We start from the raw sequence: 26995 nt of genomic DNA, 5'->3' as shown, positions 1-26995 counted from the left end.
GACAACGGTTACCTTCATAGAAAGAGGGGCCTTTATTTTATTTGTGATTTTATGGTTAATTAATTTAGATTATGAAAAGGGGTTATGATTATGACTTTTTTAACTGATATTGAGATTGCTCAAGCCAATCAAATGAAACCCATTACTGAAATTGCCCAAGAATTAGATGTACGCGATGAAGATTTAATTCCTTATGGAAAATACAAAGCAAAAATTGACATGACTTCAATGGAACGTTTGGCTAATACGCCAGATGGAAAATTAATCTTAGTAACAGCGATTAATCCTACCCCAGCTGGTGAAGGAAAGACCACAACTTCTGTGGGCTTGGCGGATGGATTGTCATTAATTGGCAAGAAGACGGTCATTGCTTTACGGGAACCTTCTTTAGGGCCTGTTTTTGGGGTTAAGGGGGGCGCTGCCGGGGGTGGTTATGCCCAAGTGGTACCGATGGAAGACATAAACTTGCATTTTACGGGCGACTTCCATGCCATCTCTGCTGCTAATAACTTATTAGCAGCTATGTTGGACAACCATATGCATCATGGTAATGCTTTAGGCATTGATCCGCGTAATATTACTTGGAAACGGGTGGTTGATATGAACGACCGTCAGTTACGTTATGTTGTGGATGGTTTACAAGGGAAAGCCAATGGTGTGCCACGAGAAGATGGCTTTGATATTACCGTGGCTTCTGAAATTATGGCGGTCCTTTGTTTAGCAACTGATATTGTTGACTTGAAAGAACGCTTGGGTCGGATCATTATTGGTTACAATTACCAAGGACAACCGGTGACGGCTAAAGACTTGAAGGCCCATGGTGCCATGACCGTCTTACTCAAGGATGCAATCCATCCTAACTTGGTTCAAACCTTAGAACATACACCAGCTTTAGTTCATGGTGGCCCGTTTGCTAATATTGCTCATGGTTGTAACTCTGTGATCGCGACTAAGCTAGCCATGAAATATGCTGATTATGTTGTAACTGAAGCTGGTTTCGGTGGTGATCTTGGTGCCGAAAAATTCTTAGACATTAAATGTCGTCAAGCAAATTTAAAACCAGCAGCTGTAGTCTTAGTTGCTACCGTGCGGGCTCTAAAAATGCATGGGGGAGTTTCTAAGAAAGAATTAGAGGGTGAAAATGTTGAAGCAGTTAAGGCTGGTATTCCTAACTTAGAACGTCATATCCATAATATGCAAGACACCTATGGCTTACCGGTCGTGGTTGCTATCAATAAATTCCCAACCGATAGCCAAGCGGAATTGGATGCGATTGATCAAGCTTGCCGGCAAGGGAAGGTTGAAGTGGTCTTGTCTGATGTATGGGCCCACGGTGGTCAAGGGGGCAAAACCTTAGCAGAAAAGGTGGTTGAATTAACTGAGGCACCAAATAATTTCCACTTTGCTTATCAAGCCGATGATTCAATTGAAGAAAAATTAAACAAAATTGTGCAAAATGTTTATGGCGGTCGTGGGGTTAAATTAACGGGTCCAGCCCGTCGTCAAATGAAGAAATTAGCTGACCTAGGCTTTGGTCAATTACCAATTTGTATGGCCAAGACTCAATATTCATTCTCAGATGATCCGAATAAATTAGGAGCACCCGAAGATTTTGATATCACCGTCCGAGAACTTAAAGTGTCCGCCGGTGCTGGCTTCATTGTGGCCTTAACCGGTTCAATCATGACCATGCCAGGTTTACCTAAGGAACCTGCAGCTGAACGGATTGATGTTGATGCGGAAGGTAATATTGTCGGCCTATTCTAATTTTTCTAAATAAGATAGATGAAGATAGCTGAGCTTTTAGTGAAGGACTGAAAGCCTGGCTTTTTTTATGGTCAATGCGTCATACAGGAATCTTTTTATTGTTTGTTAGTTTAGGCTTTAGGCAATCTTTTAGCTAAAATTACGCCTATCCTTTATAATTGTATTTAGAAAAAGGAGTGTGGCTTGAATGGAAGAATTTGATTTAATTATTATTGGTTCTGGGTCTGGAGGCTCTGCAACTGCAAATCGAGCAGCTGAACGCGGGGCGAAAGTAGCGGTCATTGAAGCGGGGGTTTTAGCTGGGACTTGTGTGAACCGCGGGTGTGTGCCGAAGAAATTAACCTGGTATGCTTCTCGGGTTGCGGAAGCTATTCACCGCTTTGGACCGGGCTATGGTTTTGATACCGATAAGGTAAGCTTTGATTATCATAAATTTCTAGAATCAAGGGATGGTTATGTTGGTCGGTCAAGAGCTTCCTATGGCCGTAATTTTGAAAAAAATGGGGTCTACTATATTGAGGGTTACGCCCAACTCTTAGGTCAAGGCCAAGTTCAAGTCGGTGAAAAGACTTATCAGGCTAAGTATATTGTTTTAGCCACGGGTAGTCGCCCAAGTGAATTGGAAGTGCCGGGTCATGAATTATTGGATAATTCTGATGATTTCTTCAAATGGACTGACCTACCTCAATCTGTTGCTGTGGTTGGGGCCGGCTACATTGCGGTGGAACTCTCTCAAGCCTTGCATGGTCTAGGTGTTGAAACACATTTAGTAGTTCGGCATGACCGTCCATTGAGAACCTTTGATAAGATGGTTACGGATGAGTTGGTAGAAATGATGGCCAAAAACGGGCCTGAGCTCCATCCTTATACTAATTTTGATGCCTACAAACAAACTGAATCTGGCCAAATTGAGTGTTATCAAGATGGTAAATTAATCCTGACAGTGGATAGGGTGATTCAAGCCATTGGTCGTAGACCTAATACAGAAAATTTAGGACTTGAACAAACTAGCATTAAACTGGATGATAAAGGTTTCATTGAAGTAGACGAAAATCATCAAACAGGAGAAGAGAATGTCTTTGCCTTGGGTGATGTCATCCACCGGCCTCAATTAACCCCGGTTGCGATTAAAGCAGGCCGGAGCCTAGCTGAATATCTCTTCAATGATGGACCTAGTGGAGCGATGGACTATACTAATATCCCAACGGTAGTTTTCTCTCATCCAACGATTGGAATGATTGGTTTAACCGAAGACCAAGCTAAGAAAGAATTTGGAACAGAAAATATAAAGGTTTATACCAACCGCTTCTTTTCCATGTACGCTTCAGGCGGTTTGGACCGTGAAGCTTGTCATTTTAAATTAGTTTGTCAAGGTCCTGATGAAACAGTCGTGGGACTTCATGCCATTGGCGAAGGGGTTGACGAAATGATCCAAGGCTTCGGTGTGGCTATGAAAATGAAAGCGACTAAGGCTGATTTTGATTCAGTAGTTGCCATTCATCCAACGGGTGCAGAAGAATTCGTCACTATGCGGTAAAATTTCAAAAAATTGTAAGAGGTTTAGTTAAAAAAATATTGCTGTGAGCATATATTTGGTAATTTTTGTAAAATAGTTATATAATTTAATTACCCTAAGAAAAAGGAGTTGATATATATGGGTTGGTTATGGTCATTAATCGTCGGTGGTGTCATCGGCTGGTTAGCTGGCGTAATTTTAGGTAGAGATATCCCTGGTGGTGTTATCGGTAATATCGTTGCCGGTTTCCTAGGTTCATGGATTGGTAATAATTTATTATCTGGTTTTGGACCTGAAATGGGTGGATTCTTTATCATTCCATCATTAATCGGAGCAATTATTTTAATCCTTATTGTTTCATTTGTGTTGAAACGTAGAGCATAATTGAATATAAGAAATGGGGGGACTGAGCATTTAGCTCAGTCCCTCTTTTTTGTCCCTTCCTAATCAACAAGACATAACAGCTTAAGAAAAATTTATTTTTTGTGTGCCACCATATATTGTCTAAGAGTCCACCCAGTTCAGGTGCTTTTATTATTTTAATATTAGTGCTATAATTGGCTTTGTCGTAAAGGGGGGATTTCAATGACAAAATCCTTAAAAGTATATACTGAGAATATTGTTGTAAATGATTCATTTTTTAAAGAAATTAAAAATCGCCGTGTCGTTGATTTTTCTCATTTAATGGAGTCGACCTTACAAGTTTCGGGTTACCATGACCATGCCTTACGTCAAGCCTTCCCAGATCAAGCCTATATTATTCAACCTGGACAAGTTTGGGTGGTCACCCAATATCGGATTTCCTTTGGTCAAGCTCTTTTACAAAAAGAGCAGCCACTTTCAATATCTACTCGTTTAACAAAGGTTAATCGCTTTATGGTTGATCGATATTTTGAATTAAGTCAGGCGGGGCGTCAAATTATGACGATTGATTCGCAATTTGTTGCGCTGGACTTTCAGGAACGGAAGATGGTGCCACTAAGAAGAGATTTTTTAACTGATAATGACTTAGTTGATCAAACTATCAGCAGTCAATTTTATCGGTTTAAAGCAGATGAATTTGACCAATACTTAGGGGATTATGAAGTAAATATCCAAACGGATGATATTGATGAAAATGCCCATGTCAATAATTTGGTTTATCTCCGTTGGTGTCTTAAATATTTACCCATCGAGGAAAATAGACAATTAAGCCGCATTGATGTGAAATATAGCAAAGAAATTTTACCCGGTCACCGAGTGATGATTGACTTAAAAAAAACAAGTATTGATGACTCTCCTCAATATCTATTTAAGATAAAAAATATGACAAAAAATGAAGAAGCCTGTCAGATTCGCTTCTGCTGGCAATAAAATAAAGGATGGTAATATGTTAACCTTAAAATCAACACGTGAAATTCAACAAATGCATGAATCAGGCAAATTATTGGCAGGTATCCATGTGGCTCTGAGAGATTTTGTAAAGCCAGGTGTGACGACCCATGAAATTGACCAATTTGTCCAGAAACGGATTGAAAAACATGGTGCTGTAGCCGCTCAAATTGGCTTCGAAGGCTATGAATTTGCGACGTGTACTTCTGTTAATGAAGAGATTTGTCATGGTTTTCCAAGTAATCGGGTCTTAAAAGAAGGGGATATTGTCAAAGTTGACTTTTGTGTTGACCTAGACGGTGCTATTTCAGATTCTTGTTGGACTTATGCTGTGGGTCAAATCTCACCTCAACATCAAGCTTTAATGGATGTAACTAAAGAAGCTATGTATAAGGGGATTGAAAAAGCCCAAGTCGGTAATCGAATTGGTGACATTGGCCATGCCATCCAAACTTATGCTGAGTCATATGGTTATGGGGTCGTGCGTGACTTTATCGGTCATGGCATTGGGCCAACCATACATGAAGCTCCCGCTGTTCCACATTTTGGGGTACCTGGAAAAGGTTTACGGCTTAAAGAGGGTATGGTTATTACGATTGAACCTATGATTACGATGGGGACTTGGAAAATGAAAATGGATCCGAATGGCTGGACCGCTTATACTCGCGATGGGGGTTATTGTGCCCAATATGAACATTCTTTAGCTATCACTAAGGAAGGACCTGTTCTCCTAACCTCACAAGATAAATTAGACCCCGTTAACCTCTAGAATAAATTAAAAAACATTATCTCCCAACAGCTTATATAAGCTTGGGGGATAATGTTTTTTATTTAACTTTTAACTATTGCTTATCGAGCATCATTCGATAAATTGATAAATATTCTTGGTTGATTTTATTCCAATCAAAATAATGGATATTAGCTAAGGCGGCAGCAGACATGGTCGTATAATGGTCTTGAATGTAGCCAATAGCCTGATCTAATTGGTCTTGATCATGAGGGTCAACTGATTCGCCAACTAAATGATTGGAAAAGAAGGAATCAAAGCCTTGTCCCTTAGTGTAGATGATAGGTAATCCTTGACTCATGGCTTCAGCATAGACTAAGCCAAAGGTTTCTGGATAAGATAGCAAGATAAAGACATCCATATCGGCATAAAAGTTAGCTAATTCTTCTTTTGACATAGCTGGGTGATAATGGACAAAAGGATAGGCTGTTAGTTTATCTAAGAGGCCTTTTTCCCATTCTGGTCCAACTAAATGTAGTTCCAGTTTTTCCTGGTGGTTTTTTTGGAAACTATCCAGGCGAGCTACCAAATTTTCATAGCGTTTTCGTTTCATTATTTTACCGGTTGAGACCATTCGAAGCGGGTGGTGGGGTGCTTCTTTTGCTTGACTAGGGGCATTCTGGTGCCAGAAGTCATCAATTCCATTGGCTAAGACTTGGCTTTTAGCTTGAATATCATCGAGTTTATGTTTAGGAATATATTTTTCAAAAACTTCATTGTAATTATTTTGCGAGATGAAAATAATTTTTTCGGCATTTTGTAAAATCCTAATCCCCGTAGCCCGCATCCAGGGCATTTTTCCAAAGAAGGTGGCTATATCAGCAGATCGGACTGCCACCATATAAGGGAGGCCAAATCGTTGTTTTAATTGGTAGGCCAGCCAACCATTAGAAAAGAGGGAGTGGGCATGGACTAAGTCAAAGTTTTCAAAGTTATACCGCCCCACTAAATCTTTCAAGATATGGTGGTGTTTCATCGGAAATATGACCCGTTCCCATTGGTGGAAATTTTTGACGACATCAGTGTAGGAACCACTGGCTGCTAATTTTTCAATGTCATATTCATGAGCGATTGGCACATACACATTTAGGTCTAATCCGACGGCTTCTTGGCGTTGATAGAGTTGCTTGAATAAGCCAGAAGTAGAAAAATAAGAGTTTATATGTAAAATCCGCATTAAAATTACTCCTCAGCTTGTTTTTCTAAGAGTTGGTCCACTTGATTTTGAAGACTTTCCACTTGATTGTCGAGTTGATCGACTTGTTCCACTAGGGCCTGATAAGAACTATCATAGGCTTCATCGGAGCTAGGATTGAGTTCCATAAAAAAGTATAAGAATATAAATAGGGCAACGAGGGCTAGGACAAGATACAACCAGCCAGACCGATCGAGTCGTTTATCCATTTCTTCCATTTGTCGGCGAATTTCTTGTTCGATTTGTTGGGGTAGAGCAGTCGTTTTATTATCATTGTTTGGTTGAACCACTGCAAATTCCTCCTTTAGTTAGATTAAAACGCCCACTCACCATTTCTAAATATTGGGTGAACTGAGCCATCGGCCTTAATGCCGTCAATATCCATTTGACCATTTCCAATCATGAAGTCTACATGGACGGTCGACCGGTTTAGACCGGCTGCCTTTAATTGGTCTTGGGACATTTTAGTGCCATCTTGGATAGACGTAGCATAAGCTTGTCCAAGGGCAATATGGTTAGAAGCATTTTCATCAAATAAGGTATTAAAGAAAATGATATTTGATTGAGAAATAGGAGATTTATGGGGAACTAGGGCAACTTCACCGAGGGAACGGGCCCCATCATTTTCTTCTACTAATTTTTCTAAAGTTGCTTGGCCTTGACTGGCTTCAACCTTAGTAACTTTACCATCTTCAAAATAAAATTTCATGCCATCAATGACAACCCCCCCATAGGAAAGTGGTTTAGAGGCAGAAACATAACCTTGGGCTCGGAATGAATCTGGTGCCGTAAAGACTTCTTCGGTTGGCATGTTAGCAATAAAGATTTGGCCGGCTTCATTATGACTGCCGGCAGATTCCCAAACATGATTTTTGGGCATACCGACCGTGAAGTCTGTACCTGGACCAGTATAATGGAGTTGGTCAAATTGTTGGTCATTTAAGTATTTTGCTTTTTCTTGGAGCTTGGCTTCATGGTCATCCCAAGCCTTGATTGGATCTTCTTCATAAACCCGAGTTGACTTAAATATTTGATCCCATAAGGCATCTAAAGCATCTTCTGGTGATTTATCCGGAAAAACTAGTTGGGCCCAGGCTTGTCCGGCTGCCGCTGCTACGGTCCAAGATACGACATTAGCTTGGGTCGCTAGGCGCATATTGTGCATGGCTATGGACTTAGCTTTGTTGGCTGCCGCGATTTTATCAGCATCGATGCCTTTGAAATTATTAGGGTCGGTTGACCGAATAGCTAAGCGTTTAGCTCGTTTTTCAATATAGTAATCAGACTCTGCAACGACATAATCAGGGACTTCTTTAAGCTGGTCAATGGTTTGGTTTTGAAAATTTAAACGAGCAATTTGATCATCGGACCATTGAATATGGACATCCGTAGCGCCCGCTTCATAAGCAGCCGCTACAAGTAAGCGGGTAAGCTCAATTGAGTTAACATCGGTCTGGATATTAACATAGTCACCTTCAGTCACATTAATTCCTTTGTAAATTAATAAATCAGCATATTTTTTGAGTAATTGATCAAAGTTTTGTAAAGTCATTAGACACACACTTTCTATTTAAAATAATCAGCTAAAGCTTGTGCTAGAGTTTGAATAGCTTCAAGTTCTTCTTCAGTGTCAGGTGCGATATTGGTTTTTACCCCAGGTGCAACCTTGATGGCACCTGATTTAATTAATTGTGCTTCAAAATCATCAACTACTGTGGCAAATTTAGGATAATAATCATCGCCAGAACCAAAGACACCAAATGGTTTGCCACTTAAATCCATGGTTGCTATTTCTTCATAATAATCTAGCATTTCATCAGGGATTTCGGCATCATTTCCAAAAGTGTAAGAACCAATACAAATGATATCATATTCAAGTAAATCCACAGGATCTGCTTCCATGGCATCCAAGATGATGACATCAATTTGACGGTCTTCTAATTCATCAGCCAAGATATCGGCTATTTGGGCTGTATTACCAGTGAGGGAAGAATAAATGATAAGTGCTTTATGCATTATACAATCTCCTTTGTCTTTTGTTTGTAATCAGTAACAATTATATCAGAAAATGGGAGGGATAGCCTAATCTTGTCTTATTTTATGAGAGAATAGCTTACAAAAAGTCACAAAAACTTAGCATTTCCTCAGTAATAATTAGGGGTTTTGTATGGTATAATCTAAATTACGAATTGAGCAGACCGATAAAATTAGTTTAAGGAGTGGTTTAATGTCTATTTTAGTAACGGGTGGGGCTGGCTATATTGGAAGTCACACAGTAATCGAACTGTTAGCAACTAATTATGATGTGGTCATTGTAGATGATTTTTCAAATTCAAAACCTTTAGTCTTAGATCGAATTCGCCAAATTTCTGGCAAAGACTTTGAATTTTATCAAGGGAGTATTTTAGATAAAGAATTCTTACGTAGTGTTTTTAAGACACACCAGATTGAAGCAGTCATTCATTTTGCTGCCTTTAAGGCCGTAGGTGAGTCAGTGGCACAACCCTTAAAATACTACCATAATAATATAGAAGGTTCGGTTTCGCTCTTAGAAGTTATGCAGGAATTTAAAGTAAACCACTTTATTTATTCTTCATCAGCAACTGTTTATGGTTTAAATAACCCCTCTCCATTAAAAGAAGATATGCCTACCTATCAGGCCACTAATCCCTATGGCTACTCTAAAATTGTAAATGAACAACTGGTTCAAGATCTAGAAATTTCCCAACCAGAATTTCATTCCATTCGGCTACGGTATTTTAATCCGATTGGAGCTCATGAATCTGGCCTAATTGGTGAGGATCCGCAAGGAATTCCAAATAACTTGATGCCATATATTACCCAAGTAGCTATTGGCAAACGGGACTATTTATCAGTCTTTGGGGATGATTATGATACTGCAGATGGTACTGGGGTTCGTGATTATATTCATGTGGTAGATTTGGCTAAGGGTCATGTTAAAGCCCTAGAATGGCTTGCACGTAATCAAAAAAGTGGGGTCTTTAACTTAGGAACTGGACAGGGTGTCAGTGTCTTAGACTTAGTCAAGGCCTTTGAAGAAGCCAACCAGATTGAAATCCCATATAAAATTGTAGCCCGTCGTCCGGGGGATATTGCAACCTGTTTTGCCGATCCTAGTCGTGCTAATGATCAGTTAGGCTGGCAGGCTGAAAAAAATATTGTGGATATGTGTCGTGATTCTTGGCATTGGCAGTCACAAAACCCTGAGGGTTATGAAGCGTAATTATGCCTAAGCTAGAAAATAATCAATTTAACTCGTCTTCAAAACGGGTCAAAACGTTAGAGGAAAAGCCAAAGTTTAAAACCTGGTCTCTATCTAAATTTATTATTTTAATGGTGGTCCTACTATCCCTTGGTATTTTATCCATTGCTGGTATGAACCAATATAATTCAATTCAAAAAAATTATTTGGCTTTAAAGCCTAATTATGACCAAAATGAACAGGCCATGACTTTTACTGAAAATGAGTCTAAACAATTTTTAGTGATGGTAACAGACTATGATGAATTTGGTCGTTTGGGTAATCATGGTTTACAATTACTTTATTTACTTTCCCTAAATAATGAAGCAGGTCAACTTAATATTGCTAATATTCAACTTGACCTGAAATTAATGGACAAAAATCAGGAAATTAAAGATTATGACCGTCAAGCAAATTATCTAGCTATGAGACAGGATCTGGCAGCCTATTTGGAAGTAGAAAAATTGCCTTTTATTTTAATTAACAATGCGGAAAGTAAACCATTATTGGATCAATTAGAACCAATCATTGCTGATTTCTCTGATCCAGTGACTAGTCCTAAAACAAGTTACCAAGCAAATCAAGCTTATAAACTAAGCACCCGTGACTACCAGATGCTTTTTACAAACCTAAATCAGGATCATCATAGTGACCAAGAAAGAAAAAATGTCTTATTGAGTAAAGTTCTTGAACAAATGACTGATTGGAGAAACCTGCCTCACTTATCTGGAAATTTAAAGGCTGCAAAAGATTTTGTTCATAGTGAGCTACCTTTTCCTTTGCTAAGAGACCTATATTTTGATTATAATCTTAAGCAATTAAGAATTTCTTATCACTTAATTACTTCATTAGACGAGTTAGCAAAGATAAAACGCTGAAATTTAACAACAGAAAATGAGTTGAAAAAATGCTAAAAAAATATTTTACAAATAATAAGGATAAGTTCTCATGGTGGAAATTTATTCGTAATATCTTTATTATTCTTTTACTAAGCGGAGCTGCCTTTGCAGGAAAGCTTTATGCTGATATATCCCAAACGATTGGCGATATAAATAAAGAAATTAGCGTCAGTGAATCTAATAATCAAGAGGACACAGCCCCAATTGAAGGACAAGCTATTAATGTGCTTTTAGTAGGGACTGATGCTGATGATTTGGAAAGAACGGAAGACAAGGGATTTGTGGGACGTTCTGATACCCTTATGTTAGTTACCCTAAACCCTGAATTAAAGCAGACTAAAATTGTCTCAATTCCTCGGGACACTTTAGCTGAAATTAATAGTGATCATCCAGCCGATAAAATTAACCATGCTTTTGCCTATGGTGGAATTGATTTAACTATTTCAACAGTCGAAAATTTCTTGAATATTCCAATTGACTATTATGCTGTTGTGAACATGAGTGGCTTAGAAGAACTCATTGATGCTATGGGAGGGATTGAGGTCACAAGTCCCTTAACCTTCGAATATCGGGGTACCTCGTTTAAGAAAGGTGAGACTCGCCAAGTAAATGGGGTTAAAGCCATGAATTTTGCCCGGATGCGTTATGATGATCCCCGGGGAGAATTGGGACGTCAAGACCGTCAAAAATTGGTTATTCAAGCGGTTGTGAATAAAGCCCTTGATGTGGGCACAGTCTTTAATTATCAAAAATTATTGAAGGTAGTCAGCAAGAATATCCAGACCAATGTTAACCTTAATGAAGCCGTGTCTTTATTAGCAAAGTACCGGTCAGCTTTGGAAACAATTTCTGCAGTTAAATTTACTCAATTAGAGCAAATTTATATTGATAGTGTTTTTTATTTCCATATTCCTTTAGCGGATCGCGTTCGGGTCTCTAATGAATTGCGGAGTCAATTAAATTTAGCTAGCATTAGTAGTAAGGATTTACGTGAGCCATCTGATCAAGCCATTTCTCAGGCCAAAAATCTTATTGTTGTAATTAACCAGTATCCTACAGGGGTTTCTGATGATAAATTAGCAGAGATTGAATCAGATCAAGCGGCGGTTCAAACTATAAGACAAACTGAAGTCTATCGTCCAAGTAGACCTGCTAATAATGGCTATTATAATGATCCCAATCGAGGCACTACCGATAATCAAGAGTCCACTGTGCCGGAGCCAAGGCCAGAAGAAAATGGGCCGTCAGAAAGCGAATCTATCCCTAATTATCCTGATCCCTCAACGCCGATCCCCGAGGAAAGTGATCCTCCAGAAGAGATTCCTGGCAGTGAAGAAGTGCCACCCGTTGAAACTCCGGAATCACAACCAAGATAATCGGCCCCAAGTGATGGATTAGATTAGTATTGCTAATAAAAATAATCACACCTAAATAATTAGCGGCTGCTTCTTTGAAAAAGAAGACCGCTTTTTAAATGTGTTTACCCGTAGAAAGGGGTTTCTATGCAAGCTCAATTACAGAATACCCAGAAAGGCATTCGTGTTTTACATATCATGTCTGGATTTGGTGGGGGTATTTCTTCTTTTATCTATAATAAAGCTCTTGCCATGCCAAAATATCAAATTACCTTTGATGTTGTCACCTATGACCAATGTTCGCCAGAATTTGTAGCAGCAATTCAAGCCACAGGTGGCGATGTCTATCAATTAATTAACCCCAAGAAAAAGGGTTGGTCCGCTTTTAAACATTCCTTTACCAAGGTTTTAAAAGCCTATCATTATGACCTAATTCATTGTCATATTGATGGATACCGGGTACTTCCTTATCGTTATCTTGCTTATAAGTGGGGGATTAAACGTTTTTATATCCATGCCCATCAGTCCTATACTATGAGTAATAGTATTTTAAACCATGTAAAATTGGATATAAATCAATGGTTAAATCGGTCCTTAACGCAAGCTTATTTAGGTTGTGGTAAGCTGGCCATATCAGGCGTCTATGGGCATCAAGTCAAACAAAATCAGATGATGATGATTCCTAATAGTATTGATGTCAATCAATTCATCCAATCCCAAGAACAATTAAATGAACGAAAACAAGCTTTACGAGCACAGTTTGGCGTAAAGAATGAGGACTTTGTGATTGGCCAGGTCACCCGTTTTGAAAAAGTAAAAAATCATCATTTTACCCTAAAATTAGCTTATTACATGAAAAAAAATAAACTACCAGGACGGATTTTTTTAGCTGGAACTGGAAATCTTTTAGAAGAAATTAAAGCGGAGGTATCTCAAAGGCATTTAGAAGATTATGTGACCTTCATGGGACGGTTAAGTCCGATGCAAGACTATTACCCTTTGTTTGATGTCCTACTATTACCATCTATCTATGAAGGGCTCCCAACCGTGGTAGTGGAAGCCCAAGCCATTGGTTTACCCGTTGTAATGTCAGATACGATTACTAAAGAAGTTGATTTAAACTTGAACTTAGTTCAGCAACTGAATCTTAAAGATCCGATGGCTGATTGGTATCAAGCTATCTCGCAAGCAAGTCAGAGAAAAATCCCTGACTTGCAAAGTCGGAAATATCGGATTGAACAAGAGAATTTCTCAAATGAAAGTTCAGCCCAACTTTATGTAAAGTTTCTTAAACAAGACATTTCTCACTATATTATTTAAGGAATGACACTATGAAAAAATTCTTTTACCGTTTGTTTGGCTTTTCTTTAGGTCCAATTCTCGGTGCAGTTATATCGTTTATTCAGGTTCCCGTTTTAACTTATTTTTTATCGGTCGATGAATACGGTTATGCTGGGGCTTTTCAAACCCTCTTGCTTCAACTACCAAATTTTATCTATATTGGGATTGACCAAGCCTATACCCGTGAATATCATACCAGCGATGATAAAAGACATCTAATTCAGGCTGCCTTATTTATCCCCATGCTGGTGGGCTTAATTATCTTTGCAGTTTTTATTCTTTTTGATGGGACAATTTCGAATTATTTGTTCAATAGTCCTGATTACACTTATATTGTCTGGTATTCAGCGATTTGGATCTTATCTGCTATTCTTGAGCGTTTTATCCTCTTAAGTATTCGGATGGAAGAACGGGCATATGAATATTCCATGTATAATTTAATGCTCAAAATTGGTGTCTTTGCTTTATCTATGATTTTAATTGCAATTGGGATGCGGGACTTCCGCGTTATCGTCTATGGCTTAATTTTTGGTCAAATTGTGGTGGATTTATACTTGTTCTATAAATATCGGTCACTCTTGAATTTTAAAGGTTTTAGTGTCGATAAATCATTAATCCGGCGTATGTTTTGGTTTGGACTACCCTTGATGGTAGCCACAGCTTTACAATCAGCTCTTAATTCAGTGGATATTATGTTTCTAAAACAGTATAGTACCGTAGCTGATCAAGGGGTTTATTCAGTGGGAATCCGGATTGCCGGAGTTATTGGGATTATTAAGACAGCTTTTTCGAGTTTCTGGGTACCGACAGCCTATCGTTGGTATGAAGAAAAGAAATCGATGAAGCATTATAAATTTATCTCTGACGCTATTCTCTTAGTTTTAACTTTTCTCTTTTATTGTTTACTTTTATTTAAAAAACCAGTGGGTTGGTTGGTCTCAACCCAAGACCCGGGCTATTTAAATGTTCAATACATTTTTGCCTTACTATGTTTCCCCCATATCATGTACACTTTATCGGAAACAACTACTTTAGGGATTGTTTTCTCCCGTAAAACTCAATACAATATCTGGGTTTCGGTTTTAACGATTATTCCTAGTCTATTGATGAATGCTTTATTGACACCTGTGTGGGGTTATCGTGGTGCTGCTCTAGCTTCAACTGTAGCCTATATTATGTTTTATTTGGCTAGGACTTATTTTTCCAGTCGAACGGGTTTCTATTTTGGTCAGAAATTGCAGCTTATTTCAATTATTATCATGACCCTAGCTGCCATCTTGAATGCTTTTGATATTGCCTATATTGAATGGTTGACGATTGGTTTAGGTATCCTAACTGTCTTGGTTCAATGGCCAACCATTGCCACCAGTCTAGATATTAGAAGACAGCCAGACCTCTGGGATTTTAACTAAACTAAAAAACAAAAAGCCGTTTTCACTTGTTCATCAGTGAAAATGGCTTTTTGTTATTTAATCTTATTCTGGTTTTTGGTCAGTATCTAAAGGTGATATCACAGTTTTTGAAGTTCCGGCTAAATCAAGATAGGGTTGAATATCTTGGACTAATTCCAAAACTCCTAGAAAGTCTCCTTGGTCATCTCTAAGCGCAATATAAGTAATGAGAATCATTTGCTTGCCTTTTTGGTACCAGAGCGATTCTCGGTCTCGTCTACCATGAGCAAAATCACTGATTAGGTCCGTCACCATAGCTACTAGACGAGGAGGGTGGCATTCTTCTATGGTTCGTCCAATTTGGCTCGGAACTCGTTTAAGAATCATTTGACCTTCTTTTCCTAGGTCGTTAAAATATTGAAAAATATTATCCTTATTAACGAAAGAAATTTCCATCGGTAAATGCCTAAAGATTTGATCAATTTGCTTTAAATTAAGGTTACCATGATTTAGGGGCAACATCTGGTCAGGACTGGAAGTGAGATTTGGATGGGTCTGATCAGGAATCCACTCAAATTTTATTTGGCCTCCCGGCACTTGAATAGAATGTTGGTTTGGGTCAAGGTCCAGCTTATTTTTTTGTTCATTAATTTTAGGAGCTTCTGTTTGTGATAAGGCTTGACGGGGCTTATTCAGGTTACTTACGTTTTGGGGGTGCCATTCTTGGTTAGGACGAATAATGGCGTAACCATAAGTTTGGGATTCTTGAGCAATTTGATACCAATCTTCTTGACTGAAAATTTCGAGAAAGATATTTAACAAAATCTGTTCTTCCTTGAAAATCATTTCTTCAAATTCGACCTGAAATTCCTTAAAAGCTTTGATAAAGTCAGGAAGGTTAGTGGCTGAAAGAGATTGACTGATCGCCACGGCTCGATCAAAGAGGTCGCGAATGTCATCGTCGACGCCCCACATAACCTTAGGTGGCGCATCGTGCCCGTACCGTTCCATATGGGCAAAAAGGACTTCTTCTTTACGTTTATAATGGATTTTAAATTGGTCTAGGAGAGCTAATTGTCTTTGGAGACCACGGATGACGTCTGGGTCTTGCAAAAGGTCTTTTTGTTCTTGGATGCGGGTTAAAATGCGACTGATACGAATTAAGCAAGCTTGGAGGGCTTGGTTTTCGGCTTTAAAGAGAAAAACCGGATGACCGGGATGGTCCATATCATTTGCTATAACAGGGTCGATAGCATCTTTGAATAAGTTAGCGTGAACATTACATAGGCGCATCACATCTTGGAAATTTATGCCAGTATCCGTTGACATGAGTTCATGCTCCATGAGGGAAATCTCAATCGCAGAAACCCCAGTAAAGTGGTGATTAAAATCTTCTTGGACACTTTCAGGGGCAGCTCCATCATGCAGTTTTAATAAGATTTCTTTCAAGGCCTGGATACGATTTTGATGATTAGTCATGGTCTTCAACTCCTTTAACTTGATAACCATTGTTATGGAGTGTTTGAATAAGTTTTTTTATATCTAAACGAATTAATTTACAACCAGATCGTAGGCTAGTGATTTTTCCCACAGAGTTTAGCATCTTAGGATTAGCCAGAGGCTTAAAACCCAGGTCGACTAAAATATCTAATAGTTCAGGATGGGTTTCTATGGTTTGAAATACAGGTTGGTCAAGGTCGATCATGAGGCTTTTCCTTTCGTTTTGCTTTTCAGTGATTTAAGGATTTCTAAGAGAGAGTCTGAAATGAAGACGCCAAGAGCAATAGCACCCGCTATCAGTAAGGTTTCGGTTAAATAAAAGAGGGTTGAGTCAAGTTGGTTATTAATAAAATAATAGGCGGTTTTATAGATTGAAGCCCCTGGGACATAGAGAAAGAAAGTCGGGACATAGAAGATGGTCACGGGCATTTTAAACCACCGGGCGAAGGCCTGGGCCACTAAGGAGGCTGAAAGACAGGCAATAAAGACAGCATTCACAATTGAAGTGAAGGATAGAGTTAATAAATAGATTGTATAGGAAAGTGCCCCTAAAAGGGTGATTTTGTTAAGACTATTTCGGGGTGCTTCTAGGATAATGGCCGCTGTGACTGCTACTAGGCCAGCTCCCATAATTTTAAAGAAGGGGTCGATTAATTGAACCATGACTGCACCCCCTGACTTAAGAAGAGGCCCAAGGCAACGCCCAAGGCAAGGCTGACAGCTATCACGAAAGCATCAGCAATTCGGGCAACCCCAGAGACATAGTCTCCTTTAAGGACATCACGAATCCCATTAGTAAAAGCTGTTCCCGGAAAGAGGGGCATTAAGGCTGATACGATAATAATATCTTGGTTAATTTTCCCCGGGATTAGGGTGACTATTAGGGAAAGGCAAAAGGAACTAATCAAGGTTGAAATAATCCCGTAGATAAACCCATTCAAGGCTAACCATTCTTTTAAAATACGTGAAAAAGCAACGAGACACCCTGTCAAAAAGGCAAGAATTAATTCTATTCCATTGGCCCCAAAGAGGATAGCAAAGCCTAATACCAGTAAGATGGTCGCTAGGTCTTTTGAAAAGACATTATATTCGGACGCATCGATTTTGAGTAGCTTTTTATAGGCGGTTTCAATATCCATTTCTTCTTTTACCAGAGCCCGTGAGATATTGTTGACCCGGTATATTTTACTCAAATGGGTAGTTCGTTCATTGACCCGTCTAACTAGGGTAATAGGGTCAATGGCTTCGTCATCATCATCTAGGGTCATTGTGAGACCCGTTGAGGTTGAAACTACTTCGGTCATTGAGAAACCAGATGTTTTTAAAATATGGTAGACTGTTTCTTCAACTCGATAAGATTCTGCATGGGATTCCAGCAGGATTTTACCGGCTAACGCAGCCACTTCAGCAATTTTCTTATATTTAGTGACCATTTAATCCCTTCTTCCAAGTTTTTTAATTGGGTTAAATACCATTTAATGTTACCATATAAGAGCATATTTCCCTAGATTTTTTTGGAGGTGAAGCCAATGAAAATTACTAAAATTGAAGTCCAAAAAAAACACCCAGGCCGGTATTCTCTTTATGTTGATGAGGATTTTTGGCTAGGAATTAATGAACGGGTCTTATTGAAGTTTGCCTTATTTAAGGGGCAAAGCTTGGATCAAGCTTTAATGGATCAAATTACCGCTTATGAAGTTGAAAGCAAACTTTACCAGAAAGCCTTAAATTATTTATCTTTCCGCATGCGGTCCAAACAAGAAATGACCACTTATTTAAAAAAACAGGCCAAAGTATTAGATTTACCCCATCAAGCCTGTGACCACTTGGTGACCCAGTTAGAAAGTGAAGGCCTTTTGAATGACCAGGTTTTTGCCCAAATGTATTTGGATGATGCCCAACACTTGAATGCTAAAGGTCCCAAGTTGATTGAACAAGACTTACGGCAAAAGGGCGTACAAGCTGAAATAATTAATCATGTCTTAGAAAATTATTCTGAAGACCAAGCGCTTGCTAATGCCCACACCCTTTTAGATAAATATCTACGGACCAAATCAAAGTTGAGCCTACAGGCCGCTAAGGATAAGGCCTATCAACATTTATATCAAAAAGGGTTTACTAGGGACACTATTAAAAGACTTTTGACTGAATTTGATTTCCAAGCATATTTGGAAGACCAAGACAAAGTTTTGGCCCACCAAGCCAATAAATTATTAGCTAAATACCAAAGAAAAGCCCAAGGTTATGACTTAAAACAGAAGCTTTATCTTGCCTTAAGACGGAAAGGCTTTGATAATGACAGGATTAATGACTGGCTTGCCCAAACCCCAATTTTTGAGAATGAATAAAGGATATTAGATAAGGAGCCCCCATGAAAACACGACAAGAATTAATTGAAACCTATCCTATTAGCTGGTCTCAAACAAAAATTAAGGCTTTTCGTAAAGCCTTATTAAATTGGTATGACCAAATGGGGCGGAGCTTACCTTGGCGTGAGAATCAAGATCCTTATTCAATTTGGGTTTCAGAAATTATGTTGCAGCAAACTCAAGTTAAAACCGTGATTCCTTACTACCAACGCTTTATGACAACCTTACCTAATGTTGCGGCCTTAGCAAAGGCCAGTGAAGAGCAAATCCTCAGCCTATGGCAGGGCTTGGGTTACTATTCAAGAGTTCGAAATATGCAGACGGCTGCCCAAGAAATTGTAACAAACTTTGACGGGCAATTTCCACAAACCAAAGCCGAATTACTTACTTTAAAAGGTATTGGTGACTATACTGCTGCTGCCATTGCCTCTATGGCTTTTGGTCAAGTGGAACCCGCTCTCGATGGCAATTTAATTCGAATCGTAACCCGGCTCTTTGAAATTGACCATGATGTGACCAAGGCCAAGACCAAGCAAGAATTATTGGGCATTCTCTATCAATTAATTGATCCGGATAGACCGGGAGATTTTAACCAAGCCATGATGGATTTAGGTGCTACGGTGATGACGCCAGACAATTTGAATATTAACGCTTCACCCTTAAAAGAATTTGACCTTTCTTACCAACATGGAACTGCTAAAAACTATCCCAATAAGCCTAAAAAGAAAAAATCTAAAAGTCAGCATTTTTTAGCTTATTATATATCGAATGAAAAAGGGCAGTGGTTGATGCGCCAACATCAAGAAGGAGAACTCCTGCAAGGTCTATGGCATTATCCCATGGTAGAGGCAGATTTAGTGATAGAAGCTGCTTCTCAAGATGAATTAAGCCAGCCCTTCATTGAGAAATATCATGTCTTGGAAGGCCAAGCTGACCGCTTGAATTTGGCAGTCAGGGGTCATGTTAAGCATGTTTTTAGTCACCGTATTTGGCAGGTGGATATTTTAGAGGGCACCTGGCCTAAAGATCTTCCATTAGGAGATAATTTAGAATGGGTCGATTTGGACCATCTAAGTGACCATCCACATTCCAGCCTCCAAGAAAAAATGTATCAATATAATTTTGATTTAGGTGAGGAGTAAGCGATGAAAGTTTTATTAAAATATTTCCAAGGATATTGCTTGGTTACTGTGTTGGCCCCCTTGTTGAAATTAGCTGAAGCCCTTTTAGAGTTAACCGTACCATTGATTGTGGCTAAGATTATTGATCAGGCGATTCCAACAGGAATAGTCAGTGAATTATACCCTTATCTTCTAACCATGTTTGCGGTCGCTTTTATTTCCTTAATTATGGCTGACTCTTCACAATTTATGTCAGCTAAAGCAGCCGTTGGATTTACGGAAAATTTGACGAATGATTTATACAGTCAAGTAATTCAACTGGGTGAGTGGGCAGTTAATCAAATTAGTCCAGAGTCGTTGATTGCCAGGTTAACCGCTGATGCAGCTCAGGTCCAGGCCGGGTTAAATACTAGTTTGCGTTTATTTTTACGGTCCCCCTTTATTGTGTTTGGGGCCTTTTTTATGGCTATGCGGTTAAATTTTTCCTTATCCATGTTTTTTTTGATGATGATTGTGCTGCTCTTTGCGGTGGTCTTCTTGATTTTACGTTGGACTAGTCCGCTATACCAAGCAATTCGGCAAGTTTTTGATAAATTAGTCCAATTAACGCGGCAACAGATTCAAGGAATCCGTGTGATTAAAGCTTTTGACAAACAAGCTAGTGAAATACAAGAGTTTTCAGACCATAATCAAAGTGTGACCCGTCAGCAAGTCAAGGTAGCGCAAATTGGCACCTTAATCAATCCCTTAACGTATGTGATAGTTAATGTCTTCTTGGTGATTATCATTTGGCAGGGGGGGACGAGTCAATCAAGGCATTATGACCCAAGGGGAGACCGTCGCGATTATTAATTATTTACTGTTAATTCTGGTGGAATTAGTAAAGATGGCCATGGTCGTAACAACTATTAATAAATCGATGGTATCGGCTAACCGGATTAGTCAGATTATCACACGTCCAGTGGAGAATCTCCAAGCAACCGATACAGCTAAAACAGGTGATTTGGGTGACTCAATTTTTAAGATGAAGGATTTGTCCTTTACCTATCCTCAAGCCAATGAATTAGCCTTAGATTCAATTGATTTAGATATCAAAGCAGGACAATTTATCGGAATCATTGGAGCAACCGGGTCAGGTAAATCAAACTTACTTAAATTATTAACCCAATCTTATCAACCAGACCAAGGTGAAATTATCTTTAATCAAGCTTATTTTCCAAATGGTTCAAGAAAAAAGCTTCGTCAGCAGATGGCTTTGGTACCGGCGAAAATAGCCCTCTTTAAAGGGACTATTCGGTCTAACCTCCTAGTGGCCAATCCTCAAGCCAGTGACGAGGAAATGTGGCAAGCTTTAGCAGGTGCACAAGCAAAGGACTTTGTCTCCAAATTAGACCAAGCTTTGGATGCTCCAGTGGAAGCCTTTGGACGGAATTTCTCTGGCGGTCAGCGGCAACGGTTAGCCATTGCGCGTGCCTTATTAAAACAGGCCCCCATCCTAATTTTTGATGATTCAACCTCAGCTTTGGATTATGTCACTGAAGCTAATTTTCAAGCTGAATTGAAAAGAAACTACCAAGATATGACGATTCTTATGATTTCACAACGCGTCCATTCCTTACAAGCGGCCGACCAGATTGTTGTTTTGGACGAAGGGAAGGTTGTGGGACTGGGTCATCATTATGATTTATTAGAAAACAATGAAACTTACCAAGAAATCTATGCGTCTCAAACGGTTATGGAGGTGACAGACCATGAACAATAAAGTTCAATCAAACCGCCAAGGGTCGACAACGACTCGACGGTTATTTGATCGTTTGTTGGAGGATAAATTCTCTTTTACTATAATTGTGATTGCGACAATTTTTCAAGTGCTCTTAACGGTTTACTTACCTGTGCTTATTGGACAGGCAGTTAATTATATTGTCGGACCGAGCCAGGTTAATTTTCAAGCTTTAAGCCTATTAATCTTAAAGATGCTAGTGGTTATTGGCGTAACTACCTTACTGCAATACCTCAATCCTTACCTCTATAACCGAATGATCTATAAGATGGTTTCAAGTCTTAGACAAGAAGCCTTAGAGAAAGTCCATCGTTTGCCATTATCTTTTGTTGACCAACAGTCAACTGGAGATTTGGTGAGTCGGCTTACCACTGACTCTGACCAGTTAGCCGATGGTTTAGTCATGGTATTTAATCAGTTCTTTGTAGGAATTCTAACAATTGTATTTACTTTGATTTCAATGTTATGGTTAGACTTACTAATGGTGTTATTAGTTGTAGGGTTAAGTCCCTTGTCTATTATTGTGGCGCGGTTTATCTCAAGTCGTTCTTATAAAATGTACCAAAAACAAACAAGAAGTCGGGGAGAGTTAGCTTCATTTATTGAAGAAAGTGTCCAGCAAGAAGAGGTCATTCGCTTATATAATCACCATCAAACCATGAATAATGACTTTATTAATCAGAACCACACTTATGCAGATTATTCTAAGTGGGCAATTTTCTATTCAGCTTTAGGCAATCCGACTACGCGTTTCATCAATGCTTTAATCTATGCCTCAGTGACTTTTGCTGGTGCTGTGCGAATTATTTCAGGTACTTTTTCTGTCGGAGAATTAACGACCTTCCTAAATTATGCTAATCAATACATGAAGCCGTTTAATGATATTTCTAGTGTGCTTTCTGAAATCCAAGCATCTCTAGCCTGTGCGGAACGAATGTTTATGTTACTTGACCAAAAAGATGAAGTTGAAACTGGTCAAGCTGTCTTTGATAGCGAGCAGTTGAAGGGGGATATTGGCTTTGATCAAGTCGATTTTGCCTATGTTAAAACTGAATCTTTAATTGAAAATCTATCTTTTAATGCTGAAGCTGGGCAAACAGTCGCGATTGTTGGTCCTACAGGTGCAGGGAAATCAACTTTAATTAATTTATTGATGCGGTTTTATGATGTAGACCAAGGGAAAATTGAGTTAGATGGGACGAATATTGAAGTCTATACCCGGGCAAGCATCCGCCAACAATTTGGTATGGTCCTTCAAGAGACTTGGCTTAAAGTTGGGACAGTTGCGGATAATATCGCCTATGCTAATCCGAACCTTAGTCGGGTTGATATTATTCGGGCCGCCAAAGCCGCCAAGGCAGATCGGTTTATTGATATGCTCCCCCAAGGTTATGATACGTATTTAGATAAAGCGGGAGCAGAGTTGTCAACAGGACAACAACAATTGCTTTCAATTGCACGAGTGTTTGCGGCTAAACCTAAAATGTTAATTTTAGATGAAGCGACTTCCTCTATAGATACCTTGACCGAAGTATTGATTCAAAAAGCGTTTGATCAATTAATGGTTAATCGGACTTCCTTCATTATTGCCCACCGTTTATCCACAATTCAAAATGCTGACCATATTTTGGTTTTGGATAAGGGACATATCATTGAGCATGGGAACCATAAAACTTTAATGCAGGCTAAAGGCTTCTATTATCAATTACAAATGGCTCACCAAAGTGTTGGCCAATTCGATTAGTCTTATCCTTGTAACTTTCCCTCAATGTGGTATATAATGGTTAAGAATATATGGGGCTTCCCCATATGCTTGAAAGAAAGAGGGATCAGTGATGAGACAACCTAGAGAAGGTGAATTCATCACTATTAAGAGTTATAAACACGATGGTTTATTACATCGGACTTGGCATGATAATATGGTTTTAAAAACGAGCGAACAGTCAATCATTGCTTGTAATGACCACACTCTTGTCACAGAATCTGATGGACGCCGTTGGCGGACCCGTGAAGTCGCACTTGTTTATTATCACCGTCATTTTTGGTTTAATATTATTGCCATGCTGCGTAAGAAGGGTGTTACATATTATTGTAACTTGGCCTCGCCTTATGTGCAGGACAAGGAGGCTTTAAAATATATCGATTATGATTTAGATATTAAGGTTTTCCCAGATGGTGAAAAGCGTTTGCTTGACTTAGATGAGTACGAATTACATGGACGTCAATACCATTATTCTAAGGAAATTGATACCATTATTAAGTATCAAATCCAGGAGTTAGTACGTTGGATTGAAGAGGAAAAAGGCCCTTTTAATACAGCATTTATTGATATATGGTATGAACGATATTGTCAATTAACCCATCGTTATAAACATAACAATCGTAAATAGTGGTGGATCAACCTATAGAATTTATGATAGGCCAATTAAGGGTTCGACAAGAGGTCGGGCTCTTTTTTATCCAGAGTAAGAGATTAGGAGCTAGAAAAAATGAATTTGTACGAAGATTTAAAACAAAAGAATGTCCCTTTAGCAGTTGTCGGCTTGGGCTATGTCGGTATGCCACTGGCGGTGGCTTTCGCCAAAAAATTAAATGTTATTGGCTTTGATGTCAATGAACACAAAATTGCCAAATATCAGGCAGGAATCGACCCAACGAATGAAGTGGGTGATCAAGCGGTTAAGGATTCAGGGGTACGCTTTACCAGTGATCCAAGACAATTAGAACAAGCAAAATTCCATATCATTGCGGTACCAACACCCGTGAATGCTGATCATACACCCGACTTACGGCCTGTCATTGGCGCATCACGGACACTGGGCCAGTATTTAACAAAGGGATCCTATGTAGTTTATGAATCTACAGTTTTTCCTGGGGTTACGGAAGATATTTGTATTCCAATTTTAGAAGAAGAATCAGGTTTAAAATTTGGTCAAGACTTTAAAGTAGGGTATTCACCTGAACGGATTAATCCTGGGGATAAGGTTCACCGCTTAGAGAATATTACCAAAATCGTTTCTGGATCAGATGTTGAAGCTTTAGAGCTAATTGCTAAGGTTTATGAATTAGTGGTAGAAGTTGGCGTTCATCGTGCACCAACTATTCAAGTAGCGGAAGCTGCTAAAGTGATTGAGAATTCTCAACGGGATGTTAATATTGCTTTTATGAATGAATTAGCTATGATTTTTAATCGAATGAATATTGATACCCGTGCTGTCTTGGAGGCAGCGGGGACCAAATGGAATTTTCTTCCCTTTACACCAGGTTTAGTTGGAGGCCACTGTATTGGAGTAGATCCATATTACTTAACCTATCGGGCTGAACAATTAGGGTATCATTCTGAAATAATTCTTTCAGGACGCCGGATCAATGATCAAATGGGACACTTTGTCGTTGATAACCTGATTAAACTGATGATTCAAGCAGATTTAAAAATTAAATCTGCCAAGGTTGCTATCCTAGGTTTTACCTTTAAAGCGGATGTGCCCGATGTTCGTAATACCAAAGTTTTAGATATTTATAAAGAGATGCAGAAATATGGGATTGACCCACTAGTGGTAGATCCTATTGCTGATGCAGATGATGCTAAGTTAGCCTATGATATTGAGCTGTCACCTATGGCTGAAGTTAAAGAATGCCAAGCAATCATATTAGCCGTTTCCCATCAAGTCTTTAAAGATTTAGATAAAAATAAAATTGATGGATTCTTTAGCCAAGATGATCGAGTTAAAAAGGTCTTAATTGATGTTTCAGGAATTCAAGGTGATAAGTTAATGGATGATCCGTCATACTTGTATTGGCGTTTGTAATAAATAAAAAGGAGCGAACAAGAGGTAGAAAATCTCAGATTTTCGCTTCGTCTGATCGCCCCCGCAAGGTTGATTAGGATGGAACAAGTCGCTTTGCGACGTGGTCTCCATCTAATCAACTACTGCGATAAATTATTTGTTTTCAATTAACTAAAGAAGCTGGGCTTTTTGCCCAGCTTCTTTTCTTCTCTTATAAAATCTTTTAAGTGGATAAAAGTCTAACCCTTAAGTTGTTAAATCAATATTCTTGTTTTAGAACAGGTTTCCTAGGAAATTAGTCAGTGGATTATTTCGTTTGTTTTCGTAAGTTTTTTCTTTCTTATCTGAGTTGCTTTCAGAACTGTCAGATTCTGATGCTTCATCTTCTTTTGGATCTGCTTGTGGTAGATTGGTAGGTAGAGCTTCGTTCTTATAAAGATCTGGGAATTTTAGCAACTCATCTAGAAGAATTTCAGTTTCCCAATAAGAATTTGATTGGTCAGTGAAGGTCCCCATAGTGACAGCAATTACCTTACGCCCATTTTCAGTTGAAGTTGCGACAAAACAACGGCCTGCTCCATCTGTGAATCCAGATTTCAAACCAGTGATACCGTCCCGACCATACTCTTGGCCCGCTCTAAGAAGGTTATTATTAACCAAAGTTTGTTCGTAGTCAGTACCTGCCTTGAATTGATAAGAATCAGAATTAGTAATATCTAAGACTTGAGGGAAGTCTGTGATTAGATGTTGAGCAACTAAGGCGATGTCTGCTGCAGACATGGTATTTTCATCGTTTTCACCTGTTCCTGGTATTCTGATATTTTCTGCTAGCTCAATATTAGGAGTTCCCGAAACTGAGACAAGTTTAAAATTATTAATGCCCCAAGAGTGTAGCAAGTCGCTCATGGCATTGACACCTGCTTCTTCACTACCATAGATTTGCCACATAAGGGCTGAGGTAGCATCGTTACCTGAAGACAGGAGCACACCATTGAGTAAATCTTCCACACTATATTCTTGGTCAGCTACCAAACCTACATTTGATAAGTTAGGATTTGAAGTATAGTTATCAATAATTGCTGGATCAATGGAAATCATTTGATCCATTGATAATTTACCTTCGTCGATTGCTTGATAAACTAAATAAGTAGAGATAATTTTTGACATGGATGCAATTGGATATGGTTTATTTCCCTCTTGTTGAGCCAAAACCCGATTTGTCTCCTGATCAATTGCGATATAAGAACGGGCATCCATATTATCCCTATACCAGTCAAGAATTTCTTGGGGATAATCACTTGGCATAGTATATGGGTCAACAGTATTTAGTGTTGATTCCTTGCCAAAATTTGGTGTTTTACTAAGTTCTTGGGCAAAAATAGTGGCAGGGTTTGAAGCACTTAAAGTAATGGTCATCACAGCAAGAACCAGTAGTGATATATTTTTTGAAAATTTCAAAATCATTCCTCCTAGGATAAAATCGTTCTAGGATATTATAACGAAAACAAGCTAGGTTGACTAGGTGTGAAACCGTAGTCTTCAATAAATACCTG

The 26995-nt window shown here is 38.9% G+C and carries 26 protein-coding genes; 17 read left to right on the top strand and 9 right to left on the bottom strand.

Annotation, left to right across the window (positions count from 1 at the left end):
• Positions 1 to 90: 90 nt before the first annotated feature.
• From HMPREF9257_RS05190 to map, 5 genes are all read left to right on the top strand, one after another.
• The gene (locus tag HMPREF9257_RS05190) at positions 91 to 1767 is read left to right on the top strand and encodes a formate--tetrahydrofolate ligase (protein ID WP_006418181.1); all 1677 of its coding nucleotides are present in this window, start codon (positions 91 to 93) and stop codon (positions 1765 to 1767) included.
• A gap of 187 nt (positions 1768 to 1954) precedes the next feature.
• Positions 1955 to 3304 carry a glutathione-disulfide reductase gene (gorA, locus tag HMPREF9257_RS05185; RefSeq protein ID WP_006418436.1) on the top strand — a complete coding sequence of 450 codons (1350 nt, stop codon included), beginning with the start codon at positions 1955 to 1957 and terminating at the stop codon, positions 3302 to 3304.
• Between the two features lie 117 nt (positions 3305 to 3421).
• On the top strand, positions 3422 to 3667 hold the full coding sequence (locus HMPREF9257_RS05180; protein ID WP_006418383.1) for a GlsB/YeaQ/YmgE family stress response membrane protein: 246 nt from the start codon (positions 3422 to 3424) through the stop codon (positions 3665 to 3667).
• Positions 3668 to 3868: 201 nt separating this feature from the next.
• Positions 3869 to 4636 (top strand): acyl-ACP thioesterase domain-containing protein, encoded by a 768-nt coding sequence (locus HMPREF9257_RS05175; protein WP_006418464.1) that lies wholly within the window; start codon positions 3869 to 3871, stop codon positions 4634 to 4636.
• A gap of 16 nt (positions 4637 to 4652) precedes the next feature.
• Positions 4653 to 5423, top strand: a complete 771-nt coding sequence (map, locus tag HMPREF9257_RS05170) for a type I methionyl aminopeptidase (RefSeq protein ID WP_006418536.1) — start codon at positions 4653 to 4655, stop codon at positions 5421 to 5423.
• A gap of 73 nt (positions 5424 to 5496) precedes the next feature.
• Here map and HMPREF9257_RS05165 read toward each other — a convergent pair whose 3' ends face one another.
• From HMPREF9257_RS05165 to HMPREF9257_RS05150, 4 genes are read right to left on the bottom strand one after another with little or no spacing between them, the layout of a single operon-like run.
• Positions 5497 to 6618 (bottom strand): glycosyltransferase family 4 protein, encoded by a 1122-nt coding sequence (locus tag HMPREF9257_RS05165; RefSeq protein WP_006418154.1) that lies wholly within the window; start codon positions 6616 to 6618, stop codon positions 5497 to 5499.
• Between the two features lie 5 nt (positions 6619 to 6623).
• Positions 6624 to 6926, bottom strand: a complete 303-nt coding sequence (locus HMPREF9257_RS05160; protein ID WP_006418164.1) for a hypothetical protein — start codon at positions 6924 to 6926, stop codon at positions 6624 to 6626.
• Positions 6927 to 6949: 23 nt separating this feature from the next.
• Positions 6950 to 8188: an aminopeptidase gene (locus tag HMPREF9257_RS05155; RefSeq protein WP_006418316.1), complete on the bottom strand. Its 1239-nt coding sequence runs from the start codon at positions 8186 to 8188 to the stop codon at positions 6950 to 6952.
• Positions 8189 to 8202: 14 nt separating this feature from the next.
• Positions 8203 to 8652 (bottom strand): flavodoxin, encoded by a 450-nt coding sequence (locus tag HMPREF9257_RS05150; protein WP_006418481.1) that lies wholly within the window; start codon positions 8650 to 8652, stop codon positions 8203 to 8205.
• A 211-nt stretch (positions 8653 to 8863) separates the two neighbouring features.
• On the opposite strand from HMPREF9257_RS05150, the gene galE reads away from it, so the two are divergent.
• The 5 genes from galE (at position 8864) to HMPREF9257_RS05125 (ending at position 14905) form a co-directional block, all read left to right on the top strand.
• A complete protein-coding gene (gene galE, locus HMPREF9257_RS05145; protein ID WP_006418148.1) occupies positions 8864 to 9880 on the top strand; it encodes a UDP-glucose 4-epimerase GalE in 1017 nt (338 codons plus the stop codon).
• A 2-nt stretch (positions 9881 to 9882) separates the two neighbouring features.
• Positions 9883 to 10776: a hypothetical protein gene (locus tag HMPREF9257_RS05140; RefSeq protein ID WP_006418273.1), complete on the top strand. Its 894-nt coding sequence runs from the start codon at positions 9883 to 9885 to the stop codon at positions 10774 to 10776.
• Positions 10777 to 10805: 29 nt separating this feature from the next.
• Complete coding sequence (locus HMPREF9257_RS08770; RefSeq protein WP_006418427.1) at positions 10806 to 12173, top strand: LCP family glycopolymer transferase; 1368 nt, start codon at positions 10806 to 10808, stop codon at positions 12171 to 12173.
• 126 nt (positions 12174 to 12299) lie between these two features.
• Positions 12300 to 13472 (top strand): glycosyltransferase, encoded by a 1173-nt coding sequence (locus HMPREF9257_RS05130; protein ID WP_006418240.1) that lies wholly within the window; start codon positions 12300 to 12302, stop codon positions 13470 to 13472.
• Positions 13473 to 13483: 11 nt separating this feature from the next.
• Positions 13484 to 14905 carry a lipopolysaccharide biosynthesis protein gene (locus tag HMPREF9257_RS05125; RefSeq protein ID WP_006418557.1) on the top strand — a complete coding sequence of 474 codons (1422 nt, stop codon included), beginning with the start codon at positions 13484 to 13486 and terminating at the stop codon, positions 14903 to 14905.
• A 63-nt stretch (positions 14906 to 14968) separates the two neighbouring features.
• Here HMPREF9257_RS05125 and HMPREF9257_RS05120 read toward each other — a convergent pair whose 3' ends face one another.
• From HMPREF9257_RS05120 to HMPREF9257_RS05105, 4 genes are read right to left on the bottom strand one after another with little or no spacing between them, the layout of a single operon-like run.
• The gene (locus tag HMPREF9257_RS05120; protein ID WP_006418431.1) at positions 14969 to 16363 is read right to left on the bottom strand and encodes a DUF438 domain-containing protein; all 1395 of its coding nucleotides are present in this window, start codon (positions 16361 to 16363) and stop codon (positions 14969 to 14971) included.
• Positions 16356 to 16589, bottom strand: coding sequence for a DUF1858 domain-containing protein (locus HMPREF9257_RS05115; RefSeq protein WP_006418172.1), 234 nt, complete (start codon positions 16587 to 16589; stop codon positions 16356 to 16358). Before HMPREF9257_RS05115 ends, HMPREF9257_RS05120 begins: the two co-directional genes overlap by 8 nt.
• Positions 16586 to 17047, bottom strand: a complete 462-nt coding sequence (locus tag HMPREF9257_RS05110; RefSeq protein WP_006418150.1) for a threonine/serine exporter family protein — start codon at positions 17045 to 17047, stop codon at positions 16586 to 16588. Before HMPREF9257_RS05110 ends, HMPREF9257_RS05115 begins: the two co-directional genes overlap by 4 nt.
• Entirely contained in the window at positions 17035 to 17817 is a 783-nt protein-coding gene (locus HMPREF9257_RS05105; RefSeq protein WP_006418445.1) for a threonine/serine exporter family protein, read from the bottom strand. The genes HMPREF9257_RS05110 and HMPREF9257_RS05105 overlap by 13 nt, the downstream gene beginning before the upstream one ends.
• Positions 17818 to 17913: 96 nt before the next feature.
• Between HMPREF9257_RS05105 and recX the strand changes: the two genes are divergently transcribed.
• The 7 genes from recX to HMPREF9257_RS05075 all read left to right on the top strand — a co-directional run bounded on the left by recX (position 17914) and on the right by HMPREF9257_RS05075 (position 25463).
• The gene (recX, locus tag HMPREF9257_RS05100; protein WP_006418591.1) at positions 17914 to 18732 is read left to right on the top strand and encodes a recombination regulator RecX; all 819 of its coding nucleotides are present in this window, start codon (positions 17914 to 17916) and stop codon (positions 18730 to 18732) included.
• A 23-nt stretch (positions 18733 to 18755) separates the two neighbouring features.
• Positions 18756 to 19895, top strand: a complete 1140-nt coding sequence (gene mutY, locus HMPREF9257_RS05095) for an A/G-specific adenine glycosylase (RefSeq protein WP_006418250.1) — start codon at positions 18756 to 18758, stop codon at positions 19893 to 19895.
• A gap of 3 nt (positions 19896 to 19898) precedes the next feature.
• Positions 19899 to 20726 (top strand): ABC transporter permease, encoded by an 828-nt coding sequence (locus HMPREF9257_RS08765; RefSeq protein ID WP_006418603.1) that lies wholly within the window; start codon positions 19899 to 19901, stop codon positions 20724 to 20726.
• Entirely contained in the window at positions 20695 to 21636 is a 942-nt protein-coding gene (locus tag HMPREF9257_RS08760) for an ABC transporter ATP-binding protein (RefSeq protein WP_006418389.1), read from the top strand. The genes HMPREF9257_RS08765 and HMPREF9257_RS08760 overlap by 32 nt, the downstream gene beginning before the upstream one ends.
• A complete protein-coding gene (locus tag HMPREF9257_RS05085) occupies positions 21626 to 23398 on the top strand; it encodes an ABC transporter ATP-binding protein (protein WP_006418343.1) in 1773 nt (590 codons plus the stop codon). Before HMPREF9257_RS08760 ends, HMPREF9257_RS05085 begins: the two co-directional genes overlap by 11 nt.
• Before the next feature lie 91 nt (positions 23399 to 23489).
• Positions 23490 to 24044 carry a DUF402 domain-containing protein gene (locus HMPREF9257_RS05080; RefSeq protein ID WP_006418294.1) on the top strand — a complete coding sequence of 185 codons (555 nt, stop codon included), beginning with the start codon at positions 23490 to 23492 and terminating at the stop codon, positions 24042 to 24044.
• A 99-nt stretch (positions 24045 to 24143) separates the two neighbouring features.
• Entirely contained in the window at positions 24144 to 25463 is a 1320-nt protein-coding gene (locus HMPREF9257_RS05075) for a nucleotide sugar dehydrogenase (protein WP_006418177.1), read from the top strand.
• Between the two features lie 252 nt (positions 25464 to 25715).
• On the opposite strand, the gene HMPREF9257_RS05070 is transcribed toward HMPREF9257_RS05075, so the two are convergent.
• The gene (locus HMPREF9257_RS05070) at positions 25716 to 26906 is read right to left on the bottom strand and encodes a serine hydrolase (RefSeq protein WP_040466693.1); all 1191 of its coding nucleotides are present in this window, start codon (positions 26904 to 26906) and stop codon (positions 25716 to 25718) included.
• Positions 26907 to 26995 lie beyond the last annotated feature (89 nt).

This window comes from Eremococcus coleocola ACS-139-V-Col8 (assembly GCF_000183205.1).
Lineage (GTDB): Bacteria > Bacillota > Bacilli > Lactobacillales > Aerococcaceae > Eremococcus > Eremococcus coleocola.
This window is presented reverse-complemented; position numbering and strand designations above follow the sequence as displayed.